We start from the raw sequence: 21,728 nt of genomic DNA, 5'->3' as shown, positions 1-21,728 counted from the left end.
CGCTATACTGGCGGTTCGGTGTCGATGCGCTTCGCTGGTCGTGGGTTGGTTCGTGCTGCAGGGCTCTTGTGTGCGCTGGGCCTCCTGTGCGCGGGGCTGTCGGGTGGCGGAGGGCCGCAGCGTGCGGCGGCGCAACGGCGCGAAGAGGCCACCGTCCCGCTGCCCGCATGGGTGCGCTCCGTCGAGGTGGTCAACGACAGCGCGCGGGTGTTCCGCGGGCCGAGCGAGGCGTCTGGAAGGCGCGGCACGATCGCGCGCGGGACGCGGCTTCAGGTGCTGCGGCGCTTGCCGGGCATCGACTGCCCCACGGGTTACTGGTTCCAGGTGGGCGAGGAGCTGTACCTCTGCACCCGGCACGCGCAGCTGAGTCAGGAGCTTCCGTCGGGCGTGGCACGGCCCATCGTGCCGGAGGGCTCCATCTTGCCGAAGGCCTACGCGTTCGTGCGCACCGATGGCGCGCGCGCCTACACGCGGCCCTCCGAGTACTTTGCCGATGAGTACGCCATGGCCCTCGGGCGCGGCTTCGGCGTGGTGGTGACGGGGGAGCGCACCGTCGAGGGGATTCGCTTCGTGCAGACCGAGAGCCAGCTCTACATCGAGCGCGGCGACATCGGCTACGCGCGCGGGAGTGACCTCTTCGGCGTTCCGCTTGGCCCCACGGACGACCTCCACTTCGCCTGGGTGCGGCGGGCGAACGCCACGGTGCACGCGCGGCCCAACGGCCCGGTGCTGCGGCGGTTGGGGCGCCGGACGCGCTTGCGTCTCGATCCGAACGCGCCCGCGCGCGAGGGCTGGCTGACGCTCGCCGAGGGCGGTGTGATGCGCACACGTGACCTGCAGCGACCCATCCTGAGCGCGCCGCCGACCGAGGTGCGCGCCAACGAGCGCTGGCTCGACGTGAGCGTGGCCGAGCAGGTGCTGGTGGCTTACGAGGGCGAGCGTCCCGTCTTCACCACGCTGGTCTCCACGGGGCGCGACGACCCGCGGCACCGCACGCCGCTCGGCGTGCACGCCATCTGGATCAAGCTGGCCTTCAGCGACATGAGCAACCTGGGCATCGACGCGCCCAGCGAGTACGCCATCGAGGACGTGCCGTGGGTGCAGTTCTTCGAGGGCAGCAACGGGCTCCACGCCGCGTTCTGGCACGACGACTTCGGCAACGCGCGCAGCCACGGCTGCGTGAACCTCAGCCCGCGTGACGCCCGCTACCTGTTCGACTTCACGCAGCCCGCGCTGCCTGCTGGGTGGAACGCCATCCTGCCGATCGACACCGACCGGCCCACGTTCATTCGAGTGAGGCCCTGAGCTCCCGCTCTGGCTTGGCCAGCGCGCCCTTCAAGAAGCGCCCCGTGTAGCTGCCGCGCACCTTGGCCACTTGCTCGGGCGTGCCCGCCGCCACCACGCGCCCGCCGCCCGCGCCACCCTCGGGCCCGAGGTCGATGACCCAGTCGGCGCTGCGGATGACGTCCAGGTTGTGTTCGATGACCAACACCGAGTTGCCCGCGTCCACCAGCTGCTGGAGCACCCCCAGCAGCCGACGGATGTCCTCGAAGTGCAGCCCGGTGGTCGGCTCGTCCAGCACGTAGAGCGTGCGCCCCGTCTGGCGCTTGGCCAGCTCGCGGCTGAGCTTCACGCGCTGTGCCTCGCCGCCGCTCATGGTGGGCGCGGGCTGCCCCAGCTGCATGTAGCCGAGCCCCACCTGCTGGAGCGTGCTCAGGATCTGCGACACCTTGGGGTGCGCCGCGAACATCTCCGCGCAGTCGTCGATGCTCATGGCGAGCACGTCCGAGATGCTCTTGCCGCGGTAGCGCACGGCCAGCGTCTGGCTGTTGTAGCGCTTCCCCTCGCACACTTCGCACGGCACGAAGACGTCCGAGAGGAAGTGCATCTCCACCTTCACCTGACCGTCGCCGGAGCAGGCCTCGCAGCGGCCGCCCTTCACGTTGAAGGAGAAGCGCCCCGCCGTGAAGCCGCGCGTGCGCGCGTCCGGCAGGTTGGCGAAGACCTCGCGCAGCTCGTCGAAGGCCTTGGTGTACGTGCCCGGGTTGCTGCGCGGCGTGCGCCCGATGGGGCGCTGGTCGATGGCGATGACCTTGTCGATGGCGCTGAGCCCCTCGATGCTGTCGTGCGGGCCGATCGGGTCCGTGCTGTGGTGCAGCAGGCGCCCGAGCGCCGGCAGCAGGATGCCGTTCACCAGCGAGCTCTTGCCGGCGCCGCTGACCCCCGTGACGGCGGTGAAGATGCCGAGCGGGATGGACACGTCGATGCGGTGCAGGTTGTTCATGCGCGCCCCGCGGATGACCAGCTGCGCCTGCGCCTTCCTGCGCTGCGCCGGGCGCGGGATGGTGCGCGCGCCCGAGAGATACTGCCCCGTCAGGCTCTCGGCCACGTCGGTCACCCCGCCCGGTGTCCCGCTGTAGAGCACGCGGCCACCCAAGCGCCCGGCGCCCACGCCGAAGTCCACCAAGTGGTCGGCCGCGCGGATGGTCTCCTCGTCGTGCTCCACCACGATCACGCTGTTGCCCAGGTCGCGCAGGCGCTCGAGCGTGCGGATCAGGCGCTCGTTGTCGCGCTGGTGCAGGCCGATGCTGGGCTCGTCCAGCACGTACATGACACCGCTCAGCTCGCTGCCCAGCTGGCTGGCCAGGCGGATGCGCTGCGCCTCGCCGCCGCTCAGGCTGGGGCCCGCGCGGTCGAGCGTGAGGTATTCGAGGCCGACGTCCAACAAGAAGCGCAAGCGGCTGCGGATCTCGCGCAGCGCGCCCTCCGCGATGGTGGCCTGGTTGCCGGTGAGGCCGAGCGCGTCGAAGTGCGCGGCGGCGCTCGAGACCGTCATGTGCGTGACGTCGGCGATGCTGCTTTTGGCGATGCGCACTGCCAGGCTCTCGGGCCGCAGGCGCCGCCCGTCGCACGTGTGGCAGTGGCGCTCCGCGAAGTACTTGGCGTACTGCGCGCGCATCTGGTCGGACTTGGTCTCGTGGTAGAGGCGCTCCAAGCGCGGGATGACGCCCGTGAACGACACCGCCCAGCTGCCGTGGCTGTCCTGACCCTCGGCACCCCACTCCATGCGGATCTTCTTGCCCTCCACCCCGTACATGACCTGCTGCTTCTTCTTCGCGCTGAGCTTCGAGTACGGCGTGTCGAGGTTCACGCCCACGGCCTTGGCCATGCCGTCGATGACGCGGAAGGTCCAGCCCTCGCCCTTGTCCATGGCGCCCTTCCACGGAGCGATGGCGCCCTCGCGGATGGACAGGCGTGGATCGGGCACGACCAGCTCGGGGTCCACCTCCACGCGCGTACCGAGACCCTGGCAGTCCGGGCACATGCCGAGCGGGCCGTTGAACGAGAAGCTCTGCGGGCTGAGCTCCGGGAACGCGTGGCCGCAGCACATGCGTGACTCGCTGAAGCGCAGCACGTGGGCTGCCGCGTCGGCGTGCGCCTCCACCTCGACCACCAGCTCGCCCTGACCCTCGCGCAGGCCGGCTTCCACCGCCTCGGTCAGGCGCTGGCGGTCTTCGTCGCGGCGCACCAGGCGGTCCACCACCACCTCGAGCGTGTGCTTCTTGTGCTTGTCGAGCGCGGGCACGTCCTCGATGCGCAGCACCTCACCGTCCACCCGCACGCGCACGAAGCCGCGACCGGCGAGCTCACCCAGCAGGTCGCGGAACTCGCCCTTGCGGTGCGTGACCAGCGGCGCCAGAAGCGTGATGCGCGCCCCTTCGGCGACGGCCACCTCCACGTCGCGCACCACCTCTTCGGCGCTGCGCCCGCGCACCTCTTTGCCGCACTGGTGACAGTGCTGCGTCCCCGCGCGCGCGTAGAGCACGCGCAGGTAGTCGTAGATCTCGGTGATGGTGCCCACGGTGGAGCGCGGGTTGTTGCTGGCCGACTTCTGCTCGATGGCGATGGTGGGCGACAGCCCGCGCAGCCGCTCCACCGCGGGCCGCTCGAGGCGACCGAGGAACTGCCGCGCATAGGCGCTCAGGCTCTCCACGTAGCGGCGCTGGCCCTCGGCGTAGAGCGTGTCGAACGCCAGGCTGGACTTGCCCGAGCCGCTGACCCCCGTGAACACCACCAGCGCGCGCTTGGGGAGCGTCAGATAGGGGACGTTCAGGTTGTGCTCACGGGCTCCGACGATCTCGATGTGGTCGGACTCGGTGGCGTAGGGGCGCGTCGACATGGGGGGCCAATAGCATGGCGCGTCTGACAGGAGATGTCAGGAGGACTCGGTGCGGCGGCGCCTCATTGGCAGTGGAGGCTGCCGGGTGGCGGTGCGTCGAAGTCGACCATGCCGTTCTCGCGGTGGACCGCGCACCAGAGCGTCATCGTTCCGCTGACCTCGAGGCTGACTAGCTCGCGCTCGCGGATGTCGGCGCGGCTGCTGACGTCATCGACGTTGGCCGCGTGCACGGTGGCCACGAAGCTCCCGTCTTCGAGCACGGTGAGCACCAACCCTCGGATGGTGAATGTGTGCTCGCCAAGCTGCATGGTTCCCGGCTGGAACCCGTCCTCTGTGATGAACCAGTCCTCGCGCTGGTCGTAGAGGTCATAGGACGACTCGTTCCAGGCGCTGCGCGTCAGCGTCTGTTGAATCGTCAGGCTCGCGACTCCGATGACGTCGCTCCCCTCCATTGCATATCCTGTGAAGGAGAGGCGTTCCTCACCCAAGTCGGTGGTGATGTTCATGTTGCCGCCGTAGGTCACGCCTTCGAACGTGAGCGTGGCGGTGACCTCCGGGAAGCCGCGCGATGGAGCGGGATCTCCCACGGATGATTGATTGCAGCCCGTGGTGAGCGCGCCCAAGAGCAGTACTGACATCGTCCAGCGTCCCATGAGGCCTCCTCGTGCAGGTTCCCCAAGTCTATCAGCGCTGGCAGCGCTGGCCACCGTGGATGTAGAGAGAAACCCTTGGCCGCCAGCTTTGTGGTGTACGGTGACGACATGACGGGCCTCTTCGCGCAGTCCCCCGCTGCCGAGCACCGCAACGATGATGGGCACCTGCGCATGTGGGAGCCGAAGCCGGGCGTGGTGCTGAGCAGCGTCACGGGGCGCTTCTCCGTCGACCTCGCGGTGCCGTTCATGGACTTCTTCGAGGCGCGTGTGAAGCGGCGGGGGGACCGTGGCGTGCACGGCCTGCACGATTGGACGGCGATGACGGGCTTCGACCCGAGCATCCCTCCGCGACTGACGGCCTTCACGCTGCGCATCTTGCATCAGACGCGGCGCGTCGTGATCGCCACGCACTCGCCCATGATCGCGATGGCGGTTCGGGCCGGCAATATCACGCTGCGGCGCATCGAGTTGGTGGAGTCCACGCAGGCGCTCGAGGAGGCCACCCGTCGCGTGCTGCTCGAGGTCTGAGAGCGCGCGCGGCCGAGACGGGTGCCGGAGACGGGTGCGGCGCCCGCTCAGAGACCGAGCTTGCGGTCCACGGCGGTGATGGCGTCCAGCACCTTGTCGTCGTTCTCCTCGAGCAGGCGGCCAATCTTCTTGTAGGCGCTGAGGACCGTGGTGTGGTCCTTGCCGCCGAAGCGGCTGCCGAGGTCTGGGTAGCTGGTGCCCAGGCGCTCACGGCAGAGGTACATGGCGATCATGCGCGGGTGGCTGACCGAGCGCGTGCGCTTCTTGCCCTTGAGGTCCGCCATGCGCACCCCGAAGTACTCGCAGACGGCGCGCTGGATGTCCTCCACGCTGGTGATCTGCTCGAGCTGCGGCATGACCGTGCGCGTGGCTTCCCGTGCCAGGTCCATGTCGATGGGGCGCTGGCGCAGCTCGGCGAGCACGGCCAGGCGCGTGAGCGTGCCCTCGAGCTCGCGCACGTTGCTCTTCACGACCTGCGCCAGGTAGTGCGCCACCTCTTGGCTGAGCTGGATGCCCTCACCGGCGGCCTTGGTGCGCAGGATGGCGACGCGCGTGTCCACCTCGGGCGCCTGCACGTCGGCCACCATGCCGGACTGGAAGCGGCTGATGAGGCGCTCTTCCATCTCCGGGATCTGCTGCGGGTACACGTCCGACGTGACGACGATTTGCTTGTTGGCGTGGTGCAGCGCGTTGAACGTGTGGAAGAACTCTTCCTGCGTCTGCTCGCGACCCGCCAGGAACTGGATGTCGTCCATGAGCAGGACGTCGCAGTGGCTGCGGTAGCGCTCGCGAAACTGCGCGATGCGGTGGTTCTGCAGCGACCAGATGAACTCGTTGGTGAAGCGCTCGGCCGAGAGGTAGAGGATGCTGGCGCCGGGGTTGTTGGCGAGCACCGTGTGGCCGATGGCGTTCACGAGGTGCGTCTTGCCCAGACCGACGCCGCCGTAGATGAAGAGCGGGTTGTAGCGGGTGCCGGGAGACGATGCGACGGCGACGCTGGCCGCGTGCGCCAGCTGGTTGCTGGGCCCGACGACGAAGTTGTCGAAGCTGTACATCGGGTTCAGGTCGGCGACCGGCGGCGGCTGCGGCAGCGTGGACTGCGGCGCGAAGGTGGCGTGGGGCGCGAAGCTGGGGCGCGACGCGAGCAGGCCGTTGGGCGGCGTTTGCGGACGACCACCCTGGATGGACGAAAGCGGGGCGCGCTGCGAGGGAGCACGCGCGGGCTCGGTGCTACGCGCGGCGGTGGCGCGCGCCTGCAGGTTGGCGTCGATGGTGAGGACGATGGAGGTGGGCGCCGCGTGGCTGGTGTAGCGCGCCTCTTCTTGGCAGAGCTCCAGCACGAGCGACTCGTAGTTGTTGTGCACCCACTCGAGCTGGAAGCTGTTGGGAACCCGCAGCGTGAGCTGTCCGTCGATGAGCCCGCCGAACTCGATGTCGGCGATCCAGCTCTCGAAGGCCTCCGGAGAGATCGTCCTTTGGAGGCGGAGCAGGGTCGATTCCCACAGGTCGTTCATGGGCAAATACCTTCACATTGCAAGACGATGCACGCAGTTACCCACACGTGGAACACAGAGGTGTGCGCCACGTCTTGCGTGCAGTTCGGGAGGAGAGTGGATTGCTACCCGGCGGCTGCCACTCTGGACATCCCCACCGAAGGGATCGCGAAACTAGCAGTCCACGATTCATGCGTCTACGGGTTCGTAGGAGGAAAATCCTAACTCACGAGGATCGCGAACGATTCGCAGACAAGTTTCTTTCGATGGGCGAAGAGGCCGGTGACGGTGACGTGTAGAGGCGACACCAAGAACCACGAATACACCTTGAAACAAGTGGTAAACGCAGTTCTGACGGGGCACGTTTCGAGACGCTGTGGATCACCTGTGTGACATGTGGATGAACCACGCCCGGGTTCTGCGCGAGCCCGGGAAGCGCGTGAAGGATTTCGCTGCGCGCGTGTTCAGATCTGCACGGGCGATGCGGCACACGAGTCCCACACAGGTTATCCACAGCTTGTGAACTATGGGTCGCCACGTTCCGCTACTGGACGTCGTAGCGGAAGGTCAGCAGCAGCTCGGTGAGACGGTCGCTCTGACGCGCACGCACGTCGTGGCGCAGCGAGAAGTCGATGCCGAACTTGTCCGCGATGTAGCCCACGCCGAGGCTGAGCGTGTGGAGCTCGCGGCCGCGGTCGCGGCGATAGCCGAGCCGGATGGGCACGAGGTCCGCGGCGGTGTACTCGACCCCGAAGCCGGCGATGATCTGCGCCGAGGAGAAGGTGCTGAGGTCCACCAGCAGGTCGGTGCCGATGCCGAGGCCGAACTCGTCGACCAGCACGCCGATGCTGCCGCCCACCTGGACGGGTGTCAGCGCGGAGTCGAGGTCGATCAGGTTGTACCCCATGACCGAGATGTGCAGCCACTCGATGGGCGTCACCGTTGCGCTGGCGTCCAGCGTGAAGCCACGCGCGTGCTCGCCGATAGGGGTGTCGTTGTCGTCGCGGTCGCGCGGCGTCATGCGCACGTACCTGCCCGACACTCCGAGGGCGATCTGCGGGGCGAGCGCCATGCCCAGCGACAGGCGACCATCCCAGCCGTTGTAGTCGCGGCCATTGCCGAAGAAGCCGCGGAAGCTGAAGCCTGCTGCGAGGCTGTTGCTGACGGAGTCCACTACCGCAGAGCCCACCGTGAACGCGCTGCGCCCCGCCACGTAACCGAAGCCAGCCTCGACGTGGTAGAGGCGCTGGAGCGCGAGGTTGGCGGGGTTGTACGCCAGCGCGGAGGTGCCCGTGGCCGTGGCGCGCGCGCCTGAGCCCATGCCGACGCCGCGCGCTGTCTCGAGGGTATCCTCACGGGCGCGCGCCGGGTCCGAGGTCGCATCCACGCCGCTCGGCGCTTCGATCTGGGCGCTGGCGATGCTGGTCGGCACGGCAGAGAGAGTCAGCCCGACGCAGGCGAACACCACCGCGACGCGCCACCCGCAAGGAGGAGGTGCGCTGCTGCGCCTAGTTCGAGAAGAGCTGACCATCGTGGATCTCCGCATACCCAACCGACGCTCGGACGTCCAAAAATCCGCAGGTGGGCTGTTTTCCAGATGGTGGCGGGATCGAGAGGAGGGGGCGGGGCACCCGGGTCTGCGGGGCCGGTCGCGCAGGCGCTCCCTCTGGTTGACCTCCCCCATTTCGTCGCGTCGTTCCGACGCTAGAAATAGGGCCCCCCCAAGCCCCCGCTGACCCGGGCGCCCCGCCCCCCTCCTCTGGCGACGTCTCTGCGCGACTGAGCCCGACGGATGGTGGATGCCCTCGCTCGGTCGTCGGGGTGCTCAGCTGAGTTCGACGGACTCGGCTGCGCTCGACGAGCGTTGATGCACGCAGTCGGCCCCGACGGCCCCGACTGGGTTCCACGGACTCACCTGCACCCCGTCGCGCCCCGCTGAGCGCCCGGGAGCCCAGGAGGGACTCGACGAGCTCTACTCGGGCTCACCCACGCTCGTCGTCCGCGCGTCTACCCGCGCCCAACGTCGGGCTCACCCGCGTGCTCGGCAACACGTCGCCACCGCCGGGGCGGGGCAGGGGTCAGCAAGGGCGTGGGGGGACCCGGAAAACAAACGCAGCGCAGCGCAGTGCCGTTTTCCAGGGAGTCCCGACAGGACGCGCCAGCGCGTCCGTGCCCGCCGCGACCCCTGCCCCGCCCCGGCGGATCGATCACGCCACCGAGTAAGTGGAGGTGCGGGAGGAGGGTACGTGGTTGACACCCGTGACCCAGCGTGGATTCTACTCGCGTGCCACGCTCGTCGAAGTCGCTCCGCATCGCTCCTTCCATTCTCGCCGCGGACTTTGCCGCGCTCGGTGACGAGGTGCGCCGGGTGGACAGCGCTGGCGCCGAGTGGATTCACCTCGACGTGATGGATGGCCGCTTCGTCCCCAACATCACGTTCGGCCCGCCGGTGGTGCAGGCGCTGCGGCGCGTCACGCAGAAGACGCTCGACTGTCATCTCATGATCGTGGAGCCCGAGCGCTATGTGGAGGAGTTCGCCGCCGCGGGCGCGGACGTCATCACGGTGCACGCCGAGGCCTGCCCGCATCTGCACCGCGTGCTCCAGCAGATCCGCGCGCTCGGCAAGCGCGCAGGCGTTTCGCTCAACCCGCACACCGACGAGTCGTGCCTCAACTACGTCATGGATCAGCTCGACCTGATCCTGGTGATGAGCGTGAACCCGGGCTTCGGGGGCCAGTCGTTCATCCCGTCGGCCCTGCCCAAGCTCGCGCGGCTGCGCGCCATGATCGACGAGCGCGGGCTCGACATCGACCTGGAAGTGGACGGTGGCGTGAAGGTCGGCACGGCGCGGCAGGTCATCGAAGCCGGCGCCGACGTGTTGGTGGCGGGGAGCGCCGTCTTCTCGCAAGCGGACTACGGCGCCGCCATGCGTGCCATTCGAGAGGATGGCGCAGCATGAGCATCGACCCCGGGATGCTGACGAGCGTCTTCGTCGACCCACGGCTGACGTCCCGTCGGCTGCGGCGCAGTCGGCTCTCGGTGGTGAGCGGTCCCAACAAGGGCGCAGAGCTGGTCATCGACCGGGAGCGCGTGACCATCGGGCGCAGCGTGATCTGCGACTTGGTGCTGGCCGACAAGGCCGTGAGCGGGACGCACTGTGAGCTGGTGGCGGACGAGAAGGGCGTGCTGCTGCGTGACCTCGAGTCCACCAACGGCACCAGCGTGGGCGAGCTGCGCATCCGCGAGGTCTGGCTGCGGCAGGGCACGCTGTTCACCGTGGGTCAGACGCAGATCCGCTTCGAGCCGCTCGAGGGCAGCATCGACATCGCGCTGAGCGGCAACGAGACCTTCCACGATCTGGTGGGAACCAGCACGCGCATGCGCGAGATCTTCGCCGTGCTCGAGAAGGTGGCGCCCAGCGACCTCACCGTCCTGGTGCGCGGCGAGACGGGCACCGGCAAGGAGCTGGTGGCGCGCGCCATCCATCGCGCGTCCAAGCGGGCAGCGGCGCCGCTGGTGGTGCAGGACTGCAGCGCCATCCCGCGCGAGCTGGTGGAGAGCACGCTCTTCGGCCACGAGCGTGGCTCGTTCACGGGCGCGAGCGACCGGCACCGTGGCTCGTTCGAGCAGGCGCACGGCGGCACCATCTTCCTCGACGAGATCGGCGAGCTGCCGCTCGACATGCAGCCGAAGCTCCTGCGCGTGCTGGAGAACCGCGAGATCCGCCGCGTGGGCGGGCAGAAGACGCTGCCGGTGGACGTGCGCGTGGTGGCGGCCACCAACCGCGACCTGCGCCAGATGGTGAACGAAGGCACGTTCCGCGAAGACCTCTACTACCGCCTGAGCGTGGTGCAGGTGGAGCTGCCTTCGCTGCGCGAGCGTGCCGAGGACATCCCGCTCTTGGTGCGCGGCTTCCTGGACGACTTCTCGGCGCGGCGCTTCCCGGGTGAAGAGCGCGAGTTCACGGCCACGGACGAGGCCATGCGGCGGCTGCAGAGCTACCCCTGGCCGGGCAACGTGCGCGAGCTGAAGAACACCGTGGAGCGCGCGGCCTCACTGGCCGACGGCTTCGAGCTCGACCGCGCGGACTTCGTGCCAGCCAGCCAGAAGTCGCCGCCCATGACGCTGCCCGGTGGGCGCGCCGAAGAGCTGGTGGAGGAGGGCGTGCCCTTCAAGGAAGCCAAGCAGCGCATCACGGACGCGTTCGAGGCCTCGTACCTGAAGGCGTTGCTGGACAAGTACGGCGGCAACATCACCCGCAGCGCGCAAGCGGCGGGGCTCACGCGCTACCACCTGCGCGAGCTGGCCAAGCGCTACGGCGTGCGGGACACCCAGGTGTGAGCGTTTCCGCTCAGCGCGTCGCCATCGTGGGCGGAGGCGCCGTGGGCCAGGTCTACGGCCTGCACCTCTTGGCGGGTGGCGCTGAGGTCACCTACTTCGTGCGTGAGCGATACGTGGACGAGCTGCGCGCGGGCACCACGCTGCACGCGCTGCCGCGCGGTGGGTCACGCAAGCTGGTGCCCACGCACGTGCGCGCCGACATGGCAGGGCTCGCCGAGGGCTTCGACCAGGTGTGGCTGTGCGTGCCCACCAACGCGCTCACCTCGGGGGCGCTCGACACGGTGCTGGCGGCGGTGGCGCGCGCCGAGCGCTCGTCGCTGGTGTGCATGCTGCCCGGCATGCAGGTGCGCGCTTTGCTGGACGAGCACGTGCCGCGCGCGCGCGTGGTGGACGGCATGATCGGCATGATCGCATATGAGGCGCCCCTGCCCGGTGAGCAGCTCGCGCCGGGCACCGCGTACGTGCTGCCGCGTCTGTCGCCCAGCAAGTTCAGCGGCAATGAACCGGCCCGTGTGCGCGCCGTGACCCAGCTGCTGCGCGCGGGCGGCTGCCCCGCGGGCGAGGTGAAGGACGCGCGCGTGAGCCTCGCGTTCAGCTCGTGCGCGATGATGCCCATGGTGGTGGCGCTCGAGGGCGCGGGCTGGCGCTTCGGCTCGCTCCGCCAGGGCGATTGGCTCACCCTGGCCGCCGGGGCCGCGCGCGAGGCGCTGACGCTCACGGGGGCCGAGCTGGGGGTGCCCGTGCCGTGGTTCCGCCCACTGCTGCGCAGGCCGCTCTTCTCGCTCATCTCGTATGGCGCCGGCTGGCTCGCGCCCTTCGACGCCGAGGTGTACCTCGAGCATCACTTCACCAAGGTGGGGGAGCAGACGCGGCTCATGATCCGTGGCTATCTCGACGGCGCGGCGCAGCGCGGCCTGCCCAGCACGCACATCGCCGAGCTGAACCAGCGGGTGTTCGGTGGCTGAGCCGAGCGACTTCGAGCGCCTGGGTGGCGAGCCCGTGTTGCGCCGCGTGATCGATACGTTCGTGGACCGCTGCTTCGACGACATGATGATCGGCTTCCACTTTCGCGCCGCTGACCGCGAGCGGGTGAAGCGCTTCGAGTACCAGCACGCGGCCAGCTTCTTCGGGGCCGACGTGGCCTACGAGGGGCGACCGCTGACCAAGGCGCACGGGGCCCACAACATCTTGGGCGGTCAGTTCATGCGCCGCCGGCAGATCTTGCTCGAGACCGCGCGCGCCCAAGGCTTGCCCGCCGATGTGATCGAGCGTTGGCTCGCGCACCAGGACTCGCTGCGTGGCGAGATCACGCGGCAGGTGGGCTCGGGCTGCGACGACTGACCGGATCGCTCCCGCGTCAGGACCCAGCGAGCGCCGGACTGCGCGGAACGTCACCGTCGAGCCAGCGCAGGTGCAGCACGCGCGACGTGATGCGCCAGCCCCCCGGGCGGCGCACCAGCTTGTCGTCGTACTCGCCTCCCAGCTGAAAGAAGCGCATTCGGCCCTCGTGCAGATACCCATGCTGCGCCAGCACGTAGGAGCGCGCGGTGGCAAGCTCGCTGTCGTCGTCGTCGAAGTGCACGCGCACGTTGCTGATGAAGTGCTGGAGCCGGCGGTAGCGGCTCAGCTCCTGCGCCAGGAACACCTGCATCTCGGGCAGCGCACAGCACGGGCCACCCGTCTGCCGGAAGTCGAGCTCCGCGTCCGCCGTGAAGACGTGCGCCAGATGGTCGAAGCGCTGCTGGTCGATGGCCTCGCTGTAGGCGAAGAGCCGTTCGTGGATGGCCAGGGTGTCTTCGACGCGCATGGCGGCAGTGTACGTCAACCAACCGCGCGCAGGAGGTCGGCCTCGATGCTCTGCGCTAGGCGCGCCGCGGCGTCGGCCGGCAGCCCGGGGTGCACCGTGCCCACGTTGAGCAGCAGCGCGCCCCCCAGGCCCACGGCGCTGCAGCAGATGTTGCAGGTCATGGAGCCCGCGCCCGCGAAGTGCAGCGCCTCGAGGCCGAGCGGGTGCTCTTCTCCCGGGGCCACACCCATGCGCTCGAGTGGGCCGAGGTTGCTGAGCGCGAAGGCGGCGGCGCCGAAGGGCCCCTCGAACACGCGGCGCGAGAGACCTACGCCCAACGATCGCTGAACCAGGCGCGTGAGTGTGGCGCCGCCCGCGGCGGTGAAGCGGGGCACGCCGGCCTCCATGGCGCCGTGGACCGCCTCGTGGAAACGCTTTGCGTCCACCCACAGGTCGCGCTCGGGCGTGAGCCGCAGGGCCGCGTCCACGAACGAGATGAAGTAGCCCACGCTGTCGGGGATGTGTGCCTCGTTGCGGCGCGCGAGGTAGGTGCGCATGTCCACCGGGTGGAACGAGAGCATGGGCGCGTCCGGCTCGAGCGGCGCCTGCTCGCAGATGGCGCGCGCGATGGCCGCGGCGAGCACGCCGTGCAGCGTGACGGAGTGGCGCTTGGCCAGCACGTGCAGGGAGTGCGTCTGCTCCGCAGAGAGCCGCACGGGTGCCACGCTGAGGCGCCGCTCGGCCGGGGGCGCCGCGTTGCCCTTGCCCCACTTCACGAACCGGCCGATGCGCCCGAGCTCGTTCTGACGCCCCAAGTAGCGCCCGGCGGCACCGGCGCGAAAGTCTTCGGGCAGGTAGTCTTCGAGGTGCGTGGGCGGGCAGGGCGTGATGGCTTCGGCGGGTGCTGCGAGCGTGCTCAGCAGGTCGCGCATGGCGTAGATGCCGGACTTTCCGTCGCTGACGGCGTGCCAGAGCGTGAGCAGCAGCGTGCTCCCGCCGCCCGGGTGCTGCAGCAGGGTGCACCGAGCGGGGGCGCTCTGCTCGGTCCAGTGCCCGTCGCGGAGCTCGTCGGTCATGACGTCGGACCACGCGTCCTGTTCTCCACGGCGCACCGTGAGCGGGATGGTGGCGGGCGCGCGCCCCGTGATGTCGAGCGCCAGCGAGGGGTGCCGCTGCTGCAGCCGCGTGAGGCCGGCCAGGACCTCGTCTTGCGTGAGCGCGCGCGCCACGCGGGCGGCCGTGACGAAGTTCAGCGTATACCCACGGTCGTACCGGAAGCCGAGCTCTTCGAAGAAGCCGAGGGGGCGAGTGCGCATGCCCTTTCCCTGATCCCTCTGCCCCACCTTGTAAAGCGCCCCGTGCGTCGTAGTAGACTGTCAGCCGGAACTCACTGGCCTCGAGGAGCTGAACCATGACCCGTGTCTCGTCCGTCCAACTCGCTGTCGCGCTCGCGTCCACCTGCGCCCTGCTGTCGGGCTGCGGTGGCTTCAGCTTGCGCCCCGTCACCCCCGCCTCGCAGCCGGGATCCGTGCTGGCCACTGGCCACGTCGCCTCGGTGCAGGTGCTGCTCGCGCCGGAGCTCGCCTCCGACAAGGTGGCCATGCTGGTGAACAACAACGTCCCCGGCGAGATGGCGCGCGTGCTGACGGGGGTCGGCTCGGGGCCCACGCCCCTCACGCTGCAGATCTACATCACGCAGTTCCGCAACGGCATCGGCCCCGCCCGCATGCACACGCGCACCATCGTCTACGAGCCCTCGGGCGCGGTGGTGCGCGACTTCGAGAACGAGTCCATGACCATGCGCGGTGGGAACAAGGGCGCGCGCCTCGTGCGCATCTCGCAGCACAACGTGCAGGCCATCGCCGACAGCCTCTGACGGCGGAGACGCGTGGCCCGCTCTCATGCTCACCCATCGCAGCGGCACCCGCGCACGGGAGCCCTTGGGTTCACGCTGCTCGCGCTAGGCGGGTTGATGCTGGGGATGCCGTTGCGGCACGCCGCCGCGCAGACCCCCGGGCCGCAGTGGGTACTCTCGCGCGGGCCGCTCTTCAGCCTGCCCCCGCCGCCCATCGAGGAGCTGCGCACGGGTGGGGCCGGGGCCGCCGAGGGGCTGGTGATGCTGCGGCTGCTGCACGTGCGCGAGCGGCGCCGCGAGGGCGGTGCGCTGCTGACGCTGGGCCTGGTTGGTGTGCTGGGCGGAGCGCTGGTGTCCGTGTTGGGCCGGGACGACCCGGGGCTCCTGGCGTTCGGGCTGACCACGCTGTCGTTCGGCGCCATCAACGTGCCGCTCGGCATCGGGCTGCTGGACCTGCGCCACCGCGCCCGTGAAGACGCGCTCGAGCTGACCGCGGCGAACGCCGACACAGTGAGCGAGCGCTTGGCCGCGTGGGCACGCAGCGAGCGCTGGAAGCGCGTGAGCTTTGCCGTCAACGCGGGGCTGGACGTGCTCTACATGCTGACCGGGGCTCTCTTGGTGGGTCTGGCGGGGCGCACCAACCAGCCGGGCTCGGCGCGTGGCGCGGGCTGGGCGATGGTCACCCAGGGGGCAGCGCTCTTCGTCTACGACCTCTACGGCATCCGCGCGACGACCCGGCGCATGCAGGCCCTGACGGGTGACGCGTGGCTAGAGCCGATGCTGCTGTATTGAGGGCAGCGCGGCGCGACGTGTGTGCGCGTCACGGCGCCAGCAGATGACGCCGCGCCACCGCGGGCCGCTCGCGCTTCTGAGCCAGCCAGTCGAGGTGCTGGATGAGCCGCCCGCGCAGGGCGTCCGGCGTGACCACTTCGTCGATCATGCCGGCTGCGTAGGCCACGGCGGGTGACTCGTACTCATGGAAGTAGCGCTGCCGGAGGCTCTCCTCCGTGGTGTCGGCGCCCGCGTCGCGAAAGACCAGCTGGCGCGCCGCGTCGAAGCCCATGACCGCGATGCGGCTGCCTTCGAGGGCCAGCACCACGTCGCCGTCCTGGCTGCGCGTCTGCAGCATGACGAACGCGGCAGCGCCGTAGCACTTGCGGACCACCACGCTCAGGCGCGGGACGCTGGTGGTCATGGCCTGGCAGAGGTTCGCGCCGTGGCGCAGCAGGCCCGCGCTCTCCTCGGCCACGCCGGGCATGAAGCCAGGCACGTCGATCAGGTTGAGGATGGGGATGTTGTACGCGTCGCAGCGCCGGATGAAACGGGCCCCCTTCCGGGCTGCGAGCGCCGTGATGGCCCCGCCGCTCTCGAGGCTCTGGTTGGCGACCACGCCCACCACGTGACCGCCCAGGTGCGCGAAGCCAGTGAGCATGGCGCCGCCCGTGAGCGCGCCCAGCTCGAGGAACACGGACCCGTCCATCAGCCCCTCGATGAAGCTCAGCATGTCGAACGCCAGCTCGGGCCGCGCAGGCACCTGCGGGAGGGCGGCGCTGGGCTGCACCACGGCAGCGCGCGGCGGATCCATCAGGCGGTGGCTCGGCAGGTAGCGCAGCAGCTCGCGCACGCGCTCCAGCTGGTCCTCGAGCGTGCGGTCCACGATGTCGGCGATGCCCGTGGTCTCGGCGTGCACGCCAGCGCCGCCGAGCTCGGCCAGGGTGGGGGTCTCGCCCAGCACGCTCGCGACCACGGCGGGGCCGGTGACCATCAGGTGGCTGCGCGACTTGTTGAACAACACGAAGTCTTGCAGCGTGGCGCTGTACGCCGGCGCGCCCATGGTCACCGACAGCACCACCGCGATCTGCGGGACCACCGCCGAGAGCCGGATGTTGCCGGTGATGACCCGCGTGTAGGCCTCGCCGCTCTTGAGCCCCTCTTCGACGGACACCCCGGCCGACGCCAGCAGCGCGATGACGGGCACACCCAGCTCTTCGGCGCGGTCCATCACGCGGCGGATCTTGTCGGCTCCCGCGGACGTCACGAACCCCTTGTCATGCGTGGAGTCGATGACGTAGAGCGCCACCCGGCGACTTTCGATGGTGGCGAGCCCGGTGCACACCTCGGGGCCGTAGCGGTAGGGGCTGCTCGCGCCGCCGGGCGTTAGCGGAAGCCAGCTGTCCGCGTCGACCAGCGCATGGATCAGGCTCTCGGGGTCGAGCCCGAGCCGGCGCTTGCGCTCGCTTGGTGGAGACTCGGACATGCAGGCGCGAGTCTGACACAGCGCGGGCGCGCACGCCGACTCCTGATACAGTGGCCCGGTGCCGACGCTCTTGCTCTTCGACGCCAGCGCCGACCCCTTCTGGCGGATGCCCGAGGCCTTCGTCGCGGCCATCGAGGCCGAGCTCGCGCGCCTCCCGGAGTCTTGGGACATCGTGCGTTGTCAGAAGGGCGCCGACCTGGCCACTGCGCTGCGCGACGCCGACGCCTTCGTGGGCTGGGCCTTTCCGCCCGCGCTCATGCGCCGTGCGCCGCGCTTGCACACGCTGCACTTCCTGACCGCCGGGGTGCCGGCTGGCTGGGGCGCCCTCGCCGAGGCGCGCCCGGAGCTGCGCGTCACGCGCTCGAGCGGTATCAACGCCGACGGCGTGGCGGAGCACGGGCTGTTCTTGCTGCTGGCGCTGCTGCGCGGAGTCAGCGTACCCGCGCTGTCGCGCTGGGAGCCCACGGCGTTCGGTGAGGCACGAGCCCCGGCGCGCCTGCGCTGTGGGGTGGTGGGCGCGGGTCCCATCGGCGCCGAGCTCGCGCGCTTGGCGCAGCCGCTGTTCGCCGAGGTGCGCGTCATGAGCCAGACGGCGCGCCCTTCGCTAGAGGCACGTTCCCCCGCTGGCGCGGCTGTATCGCTCGGGCCCGTCACAGGCTTCGAGCAGGCGGCCGAGTTCTTTGCGTGGGCCCACGTGCTCGCGCTCGTGCTGCCGGCCACGCCCGAGACGGAGCGGCTCTACGCGGACACGCTCTTCGGTGCCCTGCGCGGCGATGTGCTGTTGCTCAACCTGGGGCGCGGCGAGTCGTTGGGCGAAGACGCGCTGCTCGCGTTCTTGGACGCGAACCCGAGCGCGCGCTTCGCGGCGGATGTCGCCCCCGTGGAGCCCTACCCCGGCGATGGGCGGCTCTACGCGCACCCGCGGGTGTTGTTGACGCCGCACGTGGCGGGGCGCCGCGCGGGGGTCTGGGAGCTGCTGCTGCCACCCACGCTGGACGCGCTGCGGCTCGGGCTAGGTAAGCCATGACGCGCGCCGAGCTCCTGGCGCAGGGTGCCGACCTCGAGCGCCGCCTGGGCAGTCCGCAAGACCACGCGAGCGTCACGGGTTTCCGCGCTGCGCTCTCGGCCGACGAGCACGAGCGCTTTCCAGACGACGCATGGGACGCGCTGGTGGGGCTCGGCTACTTCGAGCTGTTCGTGCCGCCCGATCTCGGCGGCCGCTTCTCGCAGCTGAGCGAGCTGCTGTTGATGGGGCGCCTGGTCGCGCGCCGTGATCTCGCGCTGGCCATCGCCGCCGGGCAATGTCTGCTGGGTGCGCTGCCCGTGTGGATCGCCGGCTCACCCGCGCTGCGCGAACGGCAGGCCGCGCTCCTCCTCGGCGGGCAGGCGGGCGCGCTGGCCCTCACGGAAGAGGCGCACGGCAGCGACCTCGCGGGCGGCGAGGTGCAGGCCCTGTCGAGCGCACCGGGGGCCTTCACGCTCACGGGCGCCAAGTGGTGCATCAACAACGCCACGCGCGGTCACTCGCTCACCGTGTTGGCGCGCACCGACCCGGCGGGGGGGCCGCGCGGCTTCTCGCTGCTGTTCCTGGACAAGCAGGCGCTCGGGGAGGCAGGCCAGCTCACGCGCTATGTGCCGCTGCCCAAGCTGCGCACGCAGGGCATCCGTGCGGCGGACATCAGCGGGGCGCGCTTCGATCAGCTCGAGGTGCCGCACGCTGCGCTCGTGGGGAAGCCCGGTCGGGGGCTCGACGTGGTGCTGCGCACGCTGCAGGTGTCGCGCACGCTCTGCGCCGCGTTCAGCCTCGGGGCCGCCGACAGCGCGCTGCGGGCGGCGCTCGACTTCGTGAGCACGCGGCGCTTGTACGGGGACGACCTCCTGGCGCTGCCCGCGGTGCAGCGGCTCATCGCCCGCGCCGCGCTGCACCTTCACCAGGCCGACGCGCTGGCGGTGCTGGCCTGCCGCGTGGCCGGCGAGGCGCCCGAGCAGCTGAGCGTGCTCTCGGCCGTGGTGAAGCTGGCGGTGCCGGCGCTCTGCCAGCGCGTCATCGACGACAGCGTGACGCTGCTGGGGGCACGCCACTACCTGCGCGAGGAGCCTTTCGCGCACGTCCAGAAGCTGTGCCGTGATGCTGCGTTGGTCACGCTCTTCGACGGCAGCGCCGAGGTGAACCGGCACGTGCTGGCCGGCCAGCTGGGGGCATTGGTGGCCGCGCGCGGGAGCGAGGTGGAGCTGCGCGGGGGTGAGGCCGAGGCCTTGCTGCGTCGCGCGAGCGCGCTCGACGAGCCCGCTGCGGTGCTGGACCTCGGAGAGCTGCGCACCAGCGCGCGCGGCCGCGACGATGTGCTCAACGCGTTGTTCGCGTTGCCGCCGGAGCACCCCATCGCCGTGGCGCGGGTTCGCTTCGATGCACGCGTGATGCACGCCCAAGCGGCGGGCCATGCCCCGCGCGACGTCGCGTTCTTCGAGCTGGCCGACGACTACGTGCGCTTGGTCACGGCGGCGGCGCTCGAGCACATCCGCCGCGCGCGTCCCACCACGGGGCTGCTGTCCGAGCTGAGCGACGCGGCGCACCAACAGTTCCTCGCGGCGGCCCTCGCGCCCGAGTCCTTCCGCGCCAGCGACGCGCCCGAGCTGATGGCGCAGGCGGTGGCTCATGCCCTGCGCGAACACGCGGCGCAGCGCCTCTTCGGCGCCCTGCCGGTGGAGCTGGCCCAGTGAGCGTGAGCACGCCGCGCGTACCCCGCCTGCTGGTGTTCCAGCGTGGGGAGATCGCCGTGCGAGCGTGCCTCGCGGCGCGCGCCCTGCGGGTGCCCAGTGTGCTGTTCGTGACGCCCGCGGACGTGGACTCGCTGGCGTGCGACCACGCGGACGAGCTCTACCTGCACGACCGCGCGGAGGCGCGCGAGTCGTTCCAGAGCCTCGACGCGTTGCGGGCCGCTATCGCGCGCACCGGGGCCACGCACGTGTATCCCGGCTATGGCTTCTTGTCCGAGTCCGAGACGCTCGCGGCGGCCGTGATCGACGCAGGGGCCACCTTCGTGGGGCCCGACCCCGGCACGCTCGGGCGCTTGGCCGACAAGGGGCGCGCGCGGGAGTTCGCCGACGAGGCGGGGCTGCCGCACCTGGGCGTGTCGCTCGCCACGGTGCCCGGACCGGGCGCCTACCCGCTCATGCTGAAGGCCGCCGCAGGGGGCGGCGGGCGCGGCAACCTGCGTGTGGACCAGCCCGGCGACCTGCCCGCTGCGCGCGAGCGCCTGGCCGCCCGCGCGCAGCAGCTCTTCGGGGATGCCGCGTTGATCGCGGAGCGCTACGTGACCTGCGCTCGCCACGTGGAGGTGCAGTTCTTCGGGTTCGGTGAGGCCGGCTGCGCCGTGCTGGGCACGCGTGACTGCTCGCTCCAGCGGCGCCACCAGAAGGTGCTCGAGGAGGGGCCCGCGAGCGCTCGTGCCCGTGAGCTGCTGGTGCCGTTGTTGCCGGGCTTCACCGCCGCGCTCGCCCGCATGGGGTACTGCGGGGCGGGCACCCTCGAGCTGCTGCACGACCTCGACGCCGACGCGCTCTACTTCATGGAGGTGAACCCGCGCATCCAGGTGGAGCACCCCGTCACGGAGTGCTTGGTGGGCATCGACCTGGTGCGCCTGCAGCTGGAACTCGCGCTCGGTGCGCCACCCGCTGCGCTGCGCGCGCGCATCGTCGATGCGGAGCGAGACACGCTGGCTTCACGCGGGCACGCCATCGAGGCGCGTGTGGTGGCCGAGGATCCCGCCAACGACTACGCGCCCGAGACGGGCACGCTCGTGCGCTTCGAGCTGGGCCAGGCGCCCTTCGCGCGCTGGGATGCGGGCTATCGCGAGGGCGCGCGCGTGGGGGCGCACTACGACGGCCTGTTGGCCAAGCTGATCGTCTGGGGGGCCACGCGAGCGGAGGCGCTCGAGCGCCTGGCCCAGGTGCTGGACGCGACGCACGTGCACGGCCTGCGCACCAACCTGCCCCTGCTGCGCTCCTTGGCCAGTGACGCGACCGTGCTGGCCGATGTGCACGACACGGGCACGCTCGAGCGACGCCCCGCTGTGATCGCCCACGCCGATGTGTCCCCGCTCGACGCGGCGCTGCTGCGCGAAGCCTGGCGCCTGACCGAGGCCGAGGGCGCCCACGCGCACACGGCGCAGCCGGCGCTCAGCAACCATCCATCACTTGGCCAGAGCTGGAAGGATGGGCACCGCCGATGACCCGCTTTCGCACCGACTCGGGCGAGCGTGTGGTGGCCACGCGCGACGAGCACGGCCAGCTGTGGCTCGACGTGCGCAGCCTGCACGGCGAGACGCGACGCTATGGGCCTCTGCCGCCGGAGCGGCCAGAGGGACGCAGCCCGGGAGCGGGTCGCGCGCGCTCGCCCAGCGCAGACACGGGCGACACTCTGCATGCACGCACCGCGGGCCAGGTGGCGCGCGTCCACGTTGCCCCAGGCGATGTGGTCACCGCAGGCGCGCTCTTGCTGGTGATGGAGCTGATGAAGATGGAGGTGGAGCTGCGAGCTCCGCGCGACGGGCGCGTGGCCGAGGTGCACGTGGCCGCAGGCGACGTGGTCGCACGCGCGGCGCTCCTGGTGCGGTTCGAGCCCGCCTGAGGGAA

19 protein-coding genes are annotated in these 21,728 nt (G+C 70.5%); 12 read left to right on the top strand and 7 right to left on the bottom strand.

The window, feature by feature from the left end; translation table 11 throughout:
• Positions 1-18: 18 nt before the first annotated feature.
• Positions 19-1,305, top strand: coding sequence for a L,D-transpeptidase (locus IPI43_09850; GenBank protein ID MBK7774432.1), 1,287 nt, complete (start codon positions 19-21; stop codon positions 1,303-1,305).
• Here the strand turns inward: IPI43_09850 and uvrA are convergent.
• Both uvrA and IPI43_09840 read right to left on the bottom strand, forming a co-directional pair.
• Complete coding sequence (gene uvrA / locus IPI43_09845; protein ID MBK7774431.1) at positions 1,286-4,180, bottom strand: excinuclease ABC subunit UvrA; 2,895 nt, start codon at positions 4,178-4,180, stop codon at positions 1,286-1,288. The genes IPI43_09850 and uvrA overlap by 20 nt on opposite strands.
• Positions 4,181-4,242: 62 nt before the next feature.
• Positions 4,243-4,833, bottom strand: a complete 591-nt coding sequence (locus IPI43_09840) for a hypothetical protein (protein ID MBK7774430.1) — start codon at positions 4,831-4,833, stop codon at positions 4,243-4,245.
• A gap of 75 nt (positions 4,834-4,908) precedes the next feature.
• Here IPI43_09840 and IPI43_09835 point away from each other — a divergent pair, with 75 nt between their 5' ends.
• On the top strand, positions 4,909-5,361 hold the full coding sequence (locus IPI43_09835) for a hypothetical protein (protein MBK7774429.1): 453 nt from the start codon (positions 4,909-4,911) through the stop codon (positions 5,359-5,361).
• A 47-nt stretch (positions 5,362-5,408) separates the two neighbouring features.
• Here the strand turns inward: IPI43_09835 and dnaA are convergent, their stop codons facing one another.
• Both dnaA and IPI43_09825 read right to left on the bottom strand, forming a co-directional pair.
• Positions 5,409-6,875 (bottom strand): chromosomal replication initiator protein DnaA, encoded by a 1,467-nt coding sequence (gene dnaA, locus IPI43_09830; protein ID MBK7774428.1) that lies wholly within the window; start codon positions 6,873-6,875, stop codon positions 5,409-5,411.
• A gap of 523 nt (positions 6,876-7,398) precedes the next feature.
• Positions 7,399-8,286 (bottom strand): hypothetical protein, encoded by an 888-nt coding sequence (locus tag IPI43_09825; GenBank protein ID MBK7774427.1) that lies wholly within the window; start codon positions 8,284-8,286, stop codon positions 7,399-7,401.
• 852 nt (positions 8,287-9,138) lie between these two features.
• Here IPI43_09825 and IPI43_09820 point away from each other — a divergent pair.
• Genes IPI43_09820 through IPI43_09805 form a run of 4 tightly spaced genes read left to right on the top strand, consistent with a single transcriptional unit; the run spans position 9,139 to position 12,536 of the window.
• Positions 9,139-9,813 carry a ribulose-phosphate 3-epimerase gene (locus IPI43_09820; GenBank protein MBK7774426.1) on the top strand — a complete coding sequence of 225 codons (675 nt, stop codon included), beginning with the start codon at positions 9,139-9,141 and terminating at the stop codon, positions 9,811-9,813.
• On the top strand, positions 9,810-11,195 hold the full coding sequence (locus tag IPI43_09815; GenBank protein ID MBK7774425.1) for a sigma 54-dependent Fis family transcriptional regulator: 1,386 nt from the start codon (positions 9,810-9,812) through the stop codon (positions 11,193-11,195). Before IPI43_09820 ends, IPI43_09815 begins: the two co-directional genes overlap by 4 nt.
• A complete protein-coding gene (locus IPI43_09810; GenBank protein MBK7774424.1) occupies positions 11,192-12,160 on the top strand; it encodes a hypothetical protein in 969 nt (322 codons plus the stop codon). Before IPI43_09815 ends, IPI43_09810 begins: the two co-directional genes overlap by 4 nt.
• Entirely contained in the window at positions 12,153-12,536 is a 384-nt protein-coding gene (locus IPI43_09805) for a group 1 truncated hemoglobin (protein MBK7774423.1), read from the top strand. Before IPI43_09810 ends, IPI43_09805 begins: the two co-directional genes overlap by 8 nt.
• 16 nt (positions 12,537-12,552) lie before the next feature.
• On the opposite strand, the gene IPI43_09800 is transcribed toward IPI43_09805, so the two are convergent.
• Positions 12,553-13,002 carry a nuclear transport factor 2 family protein gene (locus IPI43_09800; GenBank protein ID MBK7774422.1) on the bottom strand — a complete coding sequence of 150 codons (450 nt, stop codon included), beginning with the start codon at positions 13,000-13,002 and terminating at the stop codon, positions 12,553-12,555.
• Positions 13,003-13,016: 14 nt separating this feature from the next.
• Positions 13,017-14,297 carry a hypothetical protein gene (locus tag IPI43_09795; GenBank protein ID MBK7774421.1) on the bottom strand — a complete coding sequence of 427 codons (1,281 nt, stop codon included), beginning with the start codon at positions 14,295-14,297 and terminating at the stop codon, positions 13,017-13,019.
• A gap of 95 nt (positions 14,298-14,392) precedes the next feature.
• Between IPI43_09795 and IPI43_09790 the strand changes: the two genes are divergently transcribed.
• Together IPI43_09790 and IPI43_09785 are read left to right on the top strand one after the other, a co-directional pair.
• Positions 14,393-14,857, top strand: a complete 465-nt coding sequence (locus tag IPI43_09790) for a hypothetical protein (GenBank protein MBK7774420.1) — start codon at positions 14,393-14,395, stop codon at positions 14,855-14,857.
• 105 nt (positions 14,858-14,962) lie between these two features.
• Entirely contained in the window at positions 14,963-15,628 is a 666-nt protein-coding gene (locus IPI43_09785; protein ID MBK7774419.1) for a hypothetical protein, read from the top strand.
• 28 nt (positions 15,629-15,656) lie between these two features.
• Here IPI43_09785 and IPI43_09780 read toward each other — a convergent pair whose 3' ends face one another.
• Positions 15,657-17,093, bottom strand: coding sequence for an acetyl CoA carboxylase subunit alpha (locus tag IPI43_09780; GenBank protein ID MBK7774418.1), 1,437 nt, complete (start codon positions 17,091-17,093; stop codon positions 15,657-15,659).
• Positions 17,094-17,151: 58 nt separating this feature from the next.
• Here IPI43_09780 and IPI43_09775 point away from each other — a divergent pair, with 58 nt between their 5' ends.
• From IPI43_09775 to IPI43_09760, 4 genes are read left to right on the top strand one after another with little or no spacing between them, the layout of a single operon-like run.
• Positions 17,152-18,120: a hypothetical protein gene (locus IPI43_09775; protein ID MBK7774417.1), complete on the top strand. Its 969-nt coding sequence runs from the start codon at positions 17,152-17,154 to the stop codon at positions 18,118-18,120.
• The gene (locus tag IPI43_09770) at positions 18,117-19,814 is read left to right on the top strand and encodes an acyl-CoA dehydrogenase family protein (GenBank protein ID MBK7774416.1); all 1,698 of its coding nucleotides are present in this window, start codon (positions 18,117-18,119) and stop codon (positions 19,812-19,814) included. Before IPI43_09775 ends, IPI43_09770 begins: the two co-directional genes overlap by 4 nt.
• On the top strand, positions 19,811-21,325 hold the full coding sequence (locus IPI43_09765) for an acetyl-CoA carboxylase biotin carboxylase subunit (protein ID MBK7774415.1): 1,515 nt from the start codon (positions 19,811-19,813) through the stop codon (positions 21,323-21,325). The genes IPI43_09770 and IPI43_09765 overlap by 4 nt, the downstream gene beginning before the upstream one ends.
• Positions 21,322-21,723, top strand: coding sequence for an acetyl-CoA carboxylase biotin carboxyl carrier protein subunit (locus tag IPI43_09760; GenBank protein MBK7774414.1), 402 nt, complete (start codon positions 21,322-21,324; stop codon positions 21,721-21,723). Before IPI43_09765 ends, IPI43_09760 begins: the two co-directional genes overlap by 4 nt.
• The last annotated feature ends 5 nt before the right edge of the window (positions 21,724-21,728 follow it).

The sequence above is a fragment of the Sandaracinaceae bacterium genome (assembly GCA_016706685.1).
Lineage (GTDB): Bacteria > Myxococcota_A > Polyangia > Polyangiales > Houyiibacteriaceae > JADJJE01.
The sequence above is the reverse complement of the archived record's forward strand: the minus strand, read 5'-3'. Positions and strand labels throughout refer to the sequence as shown.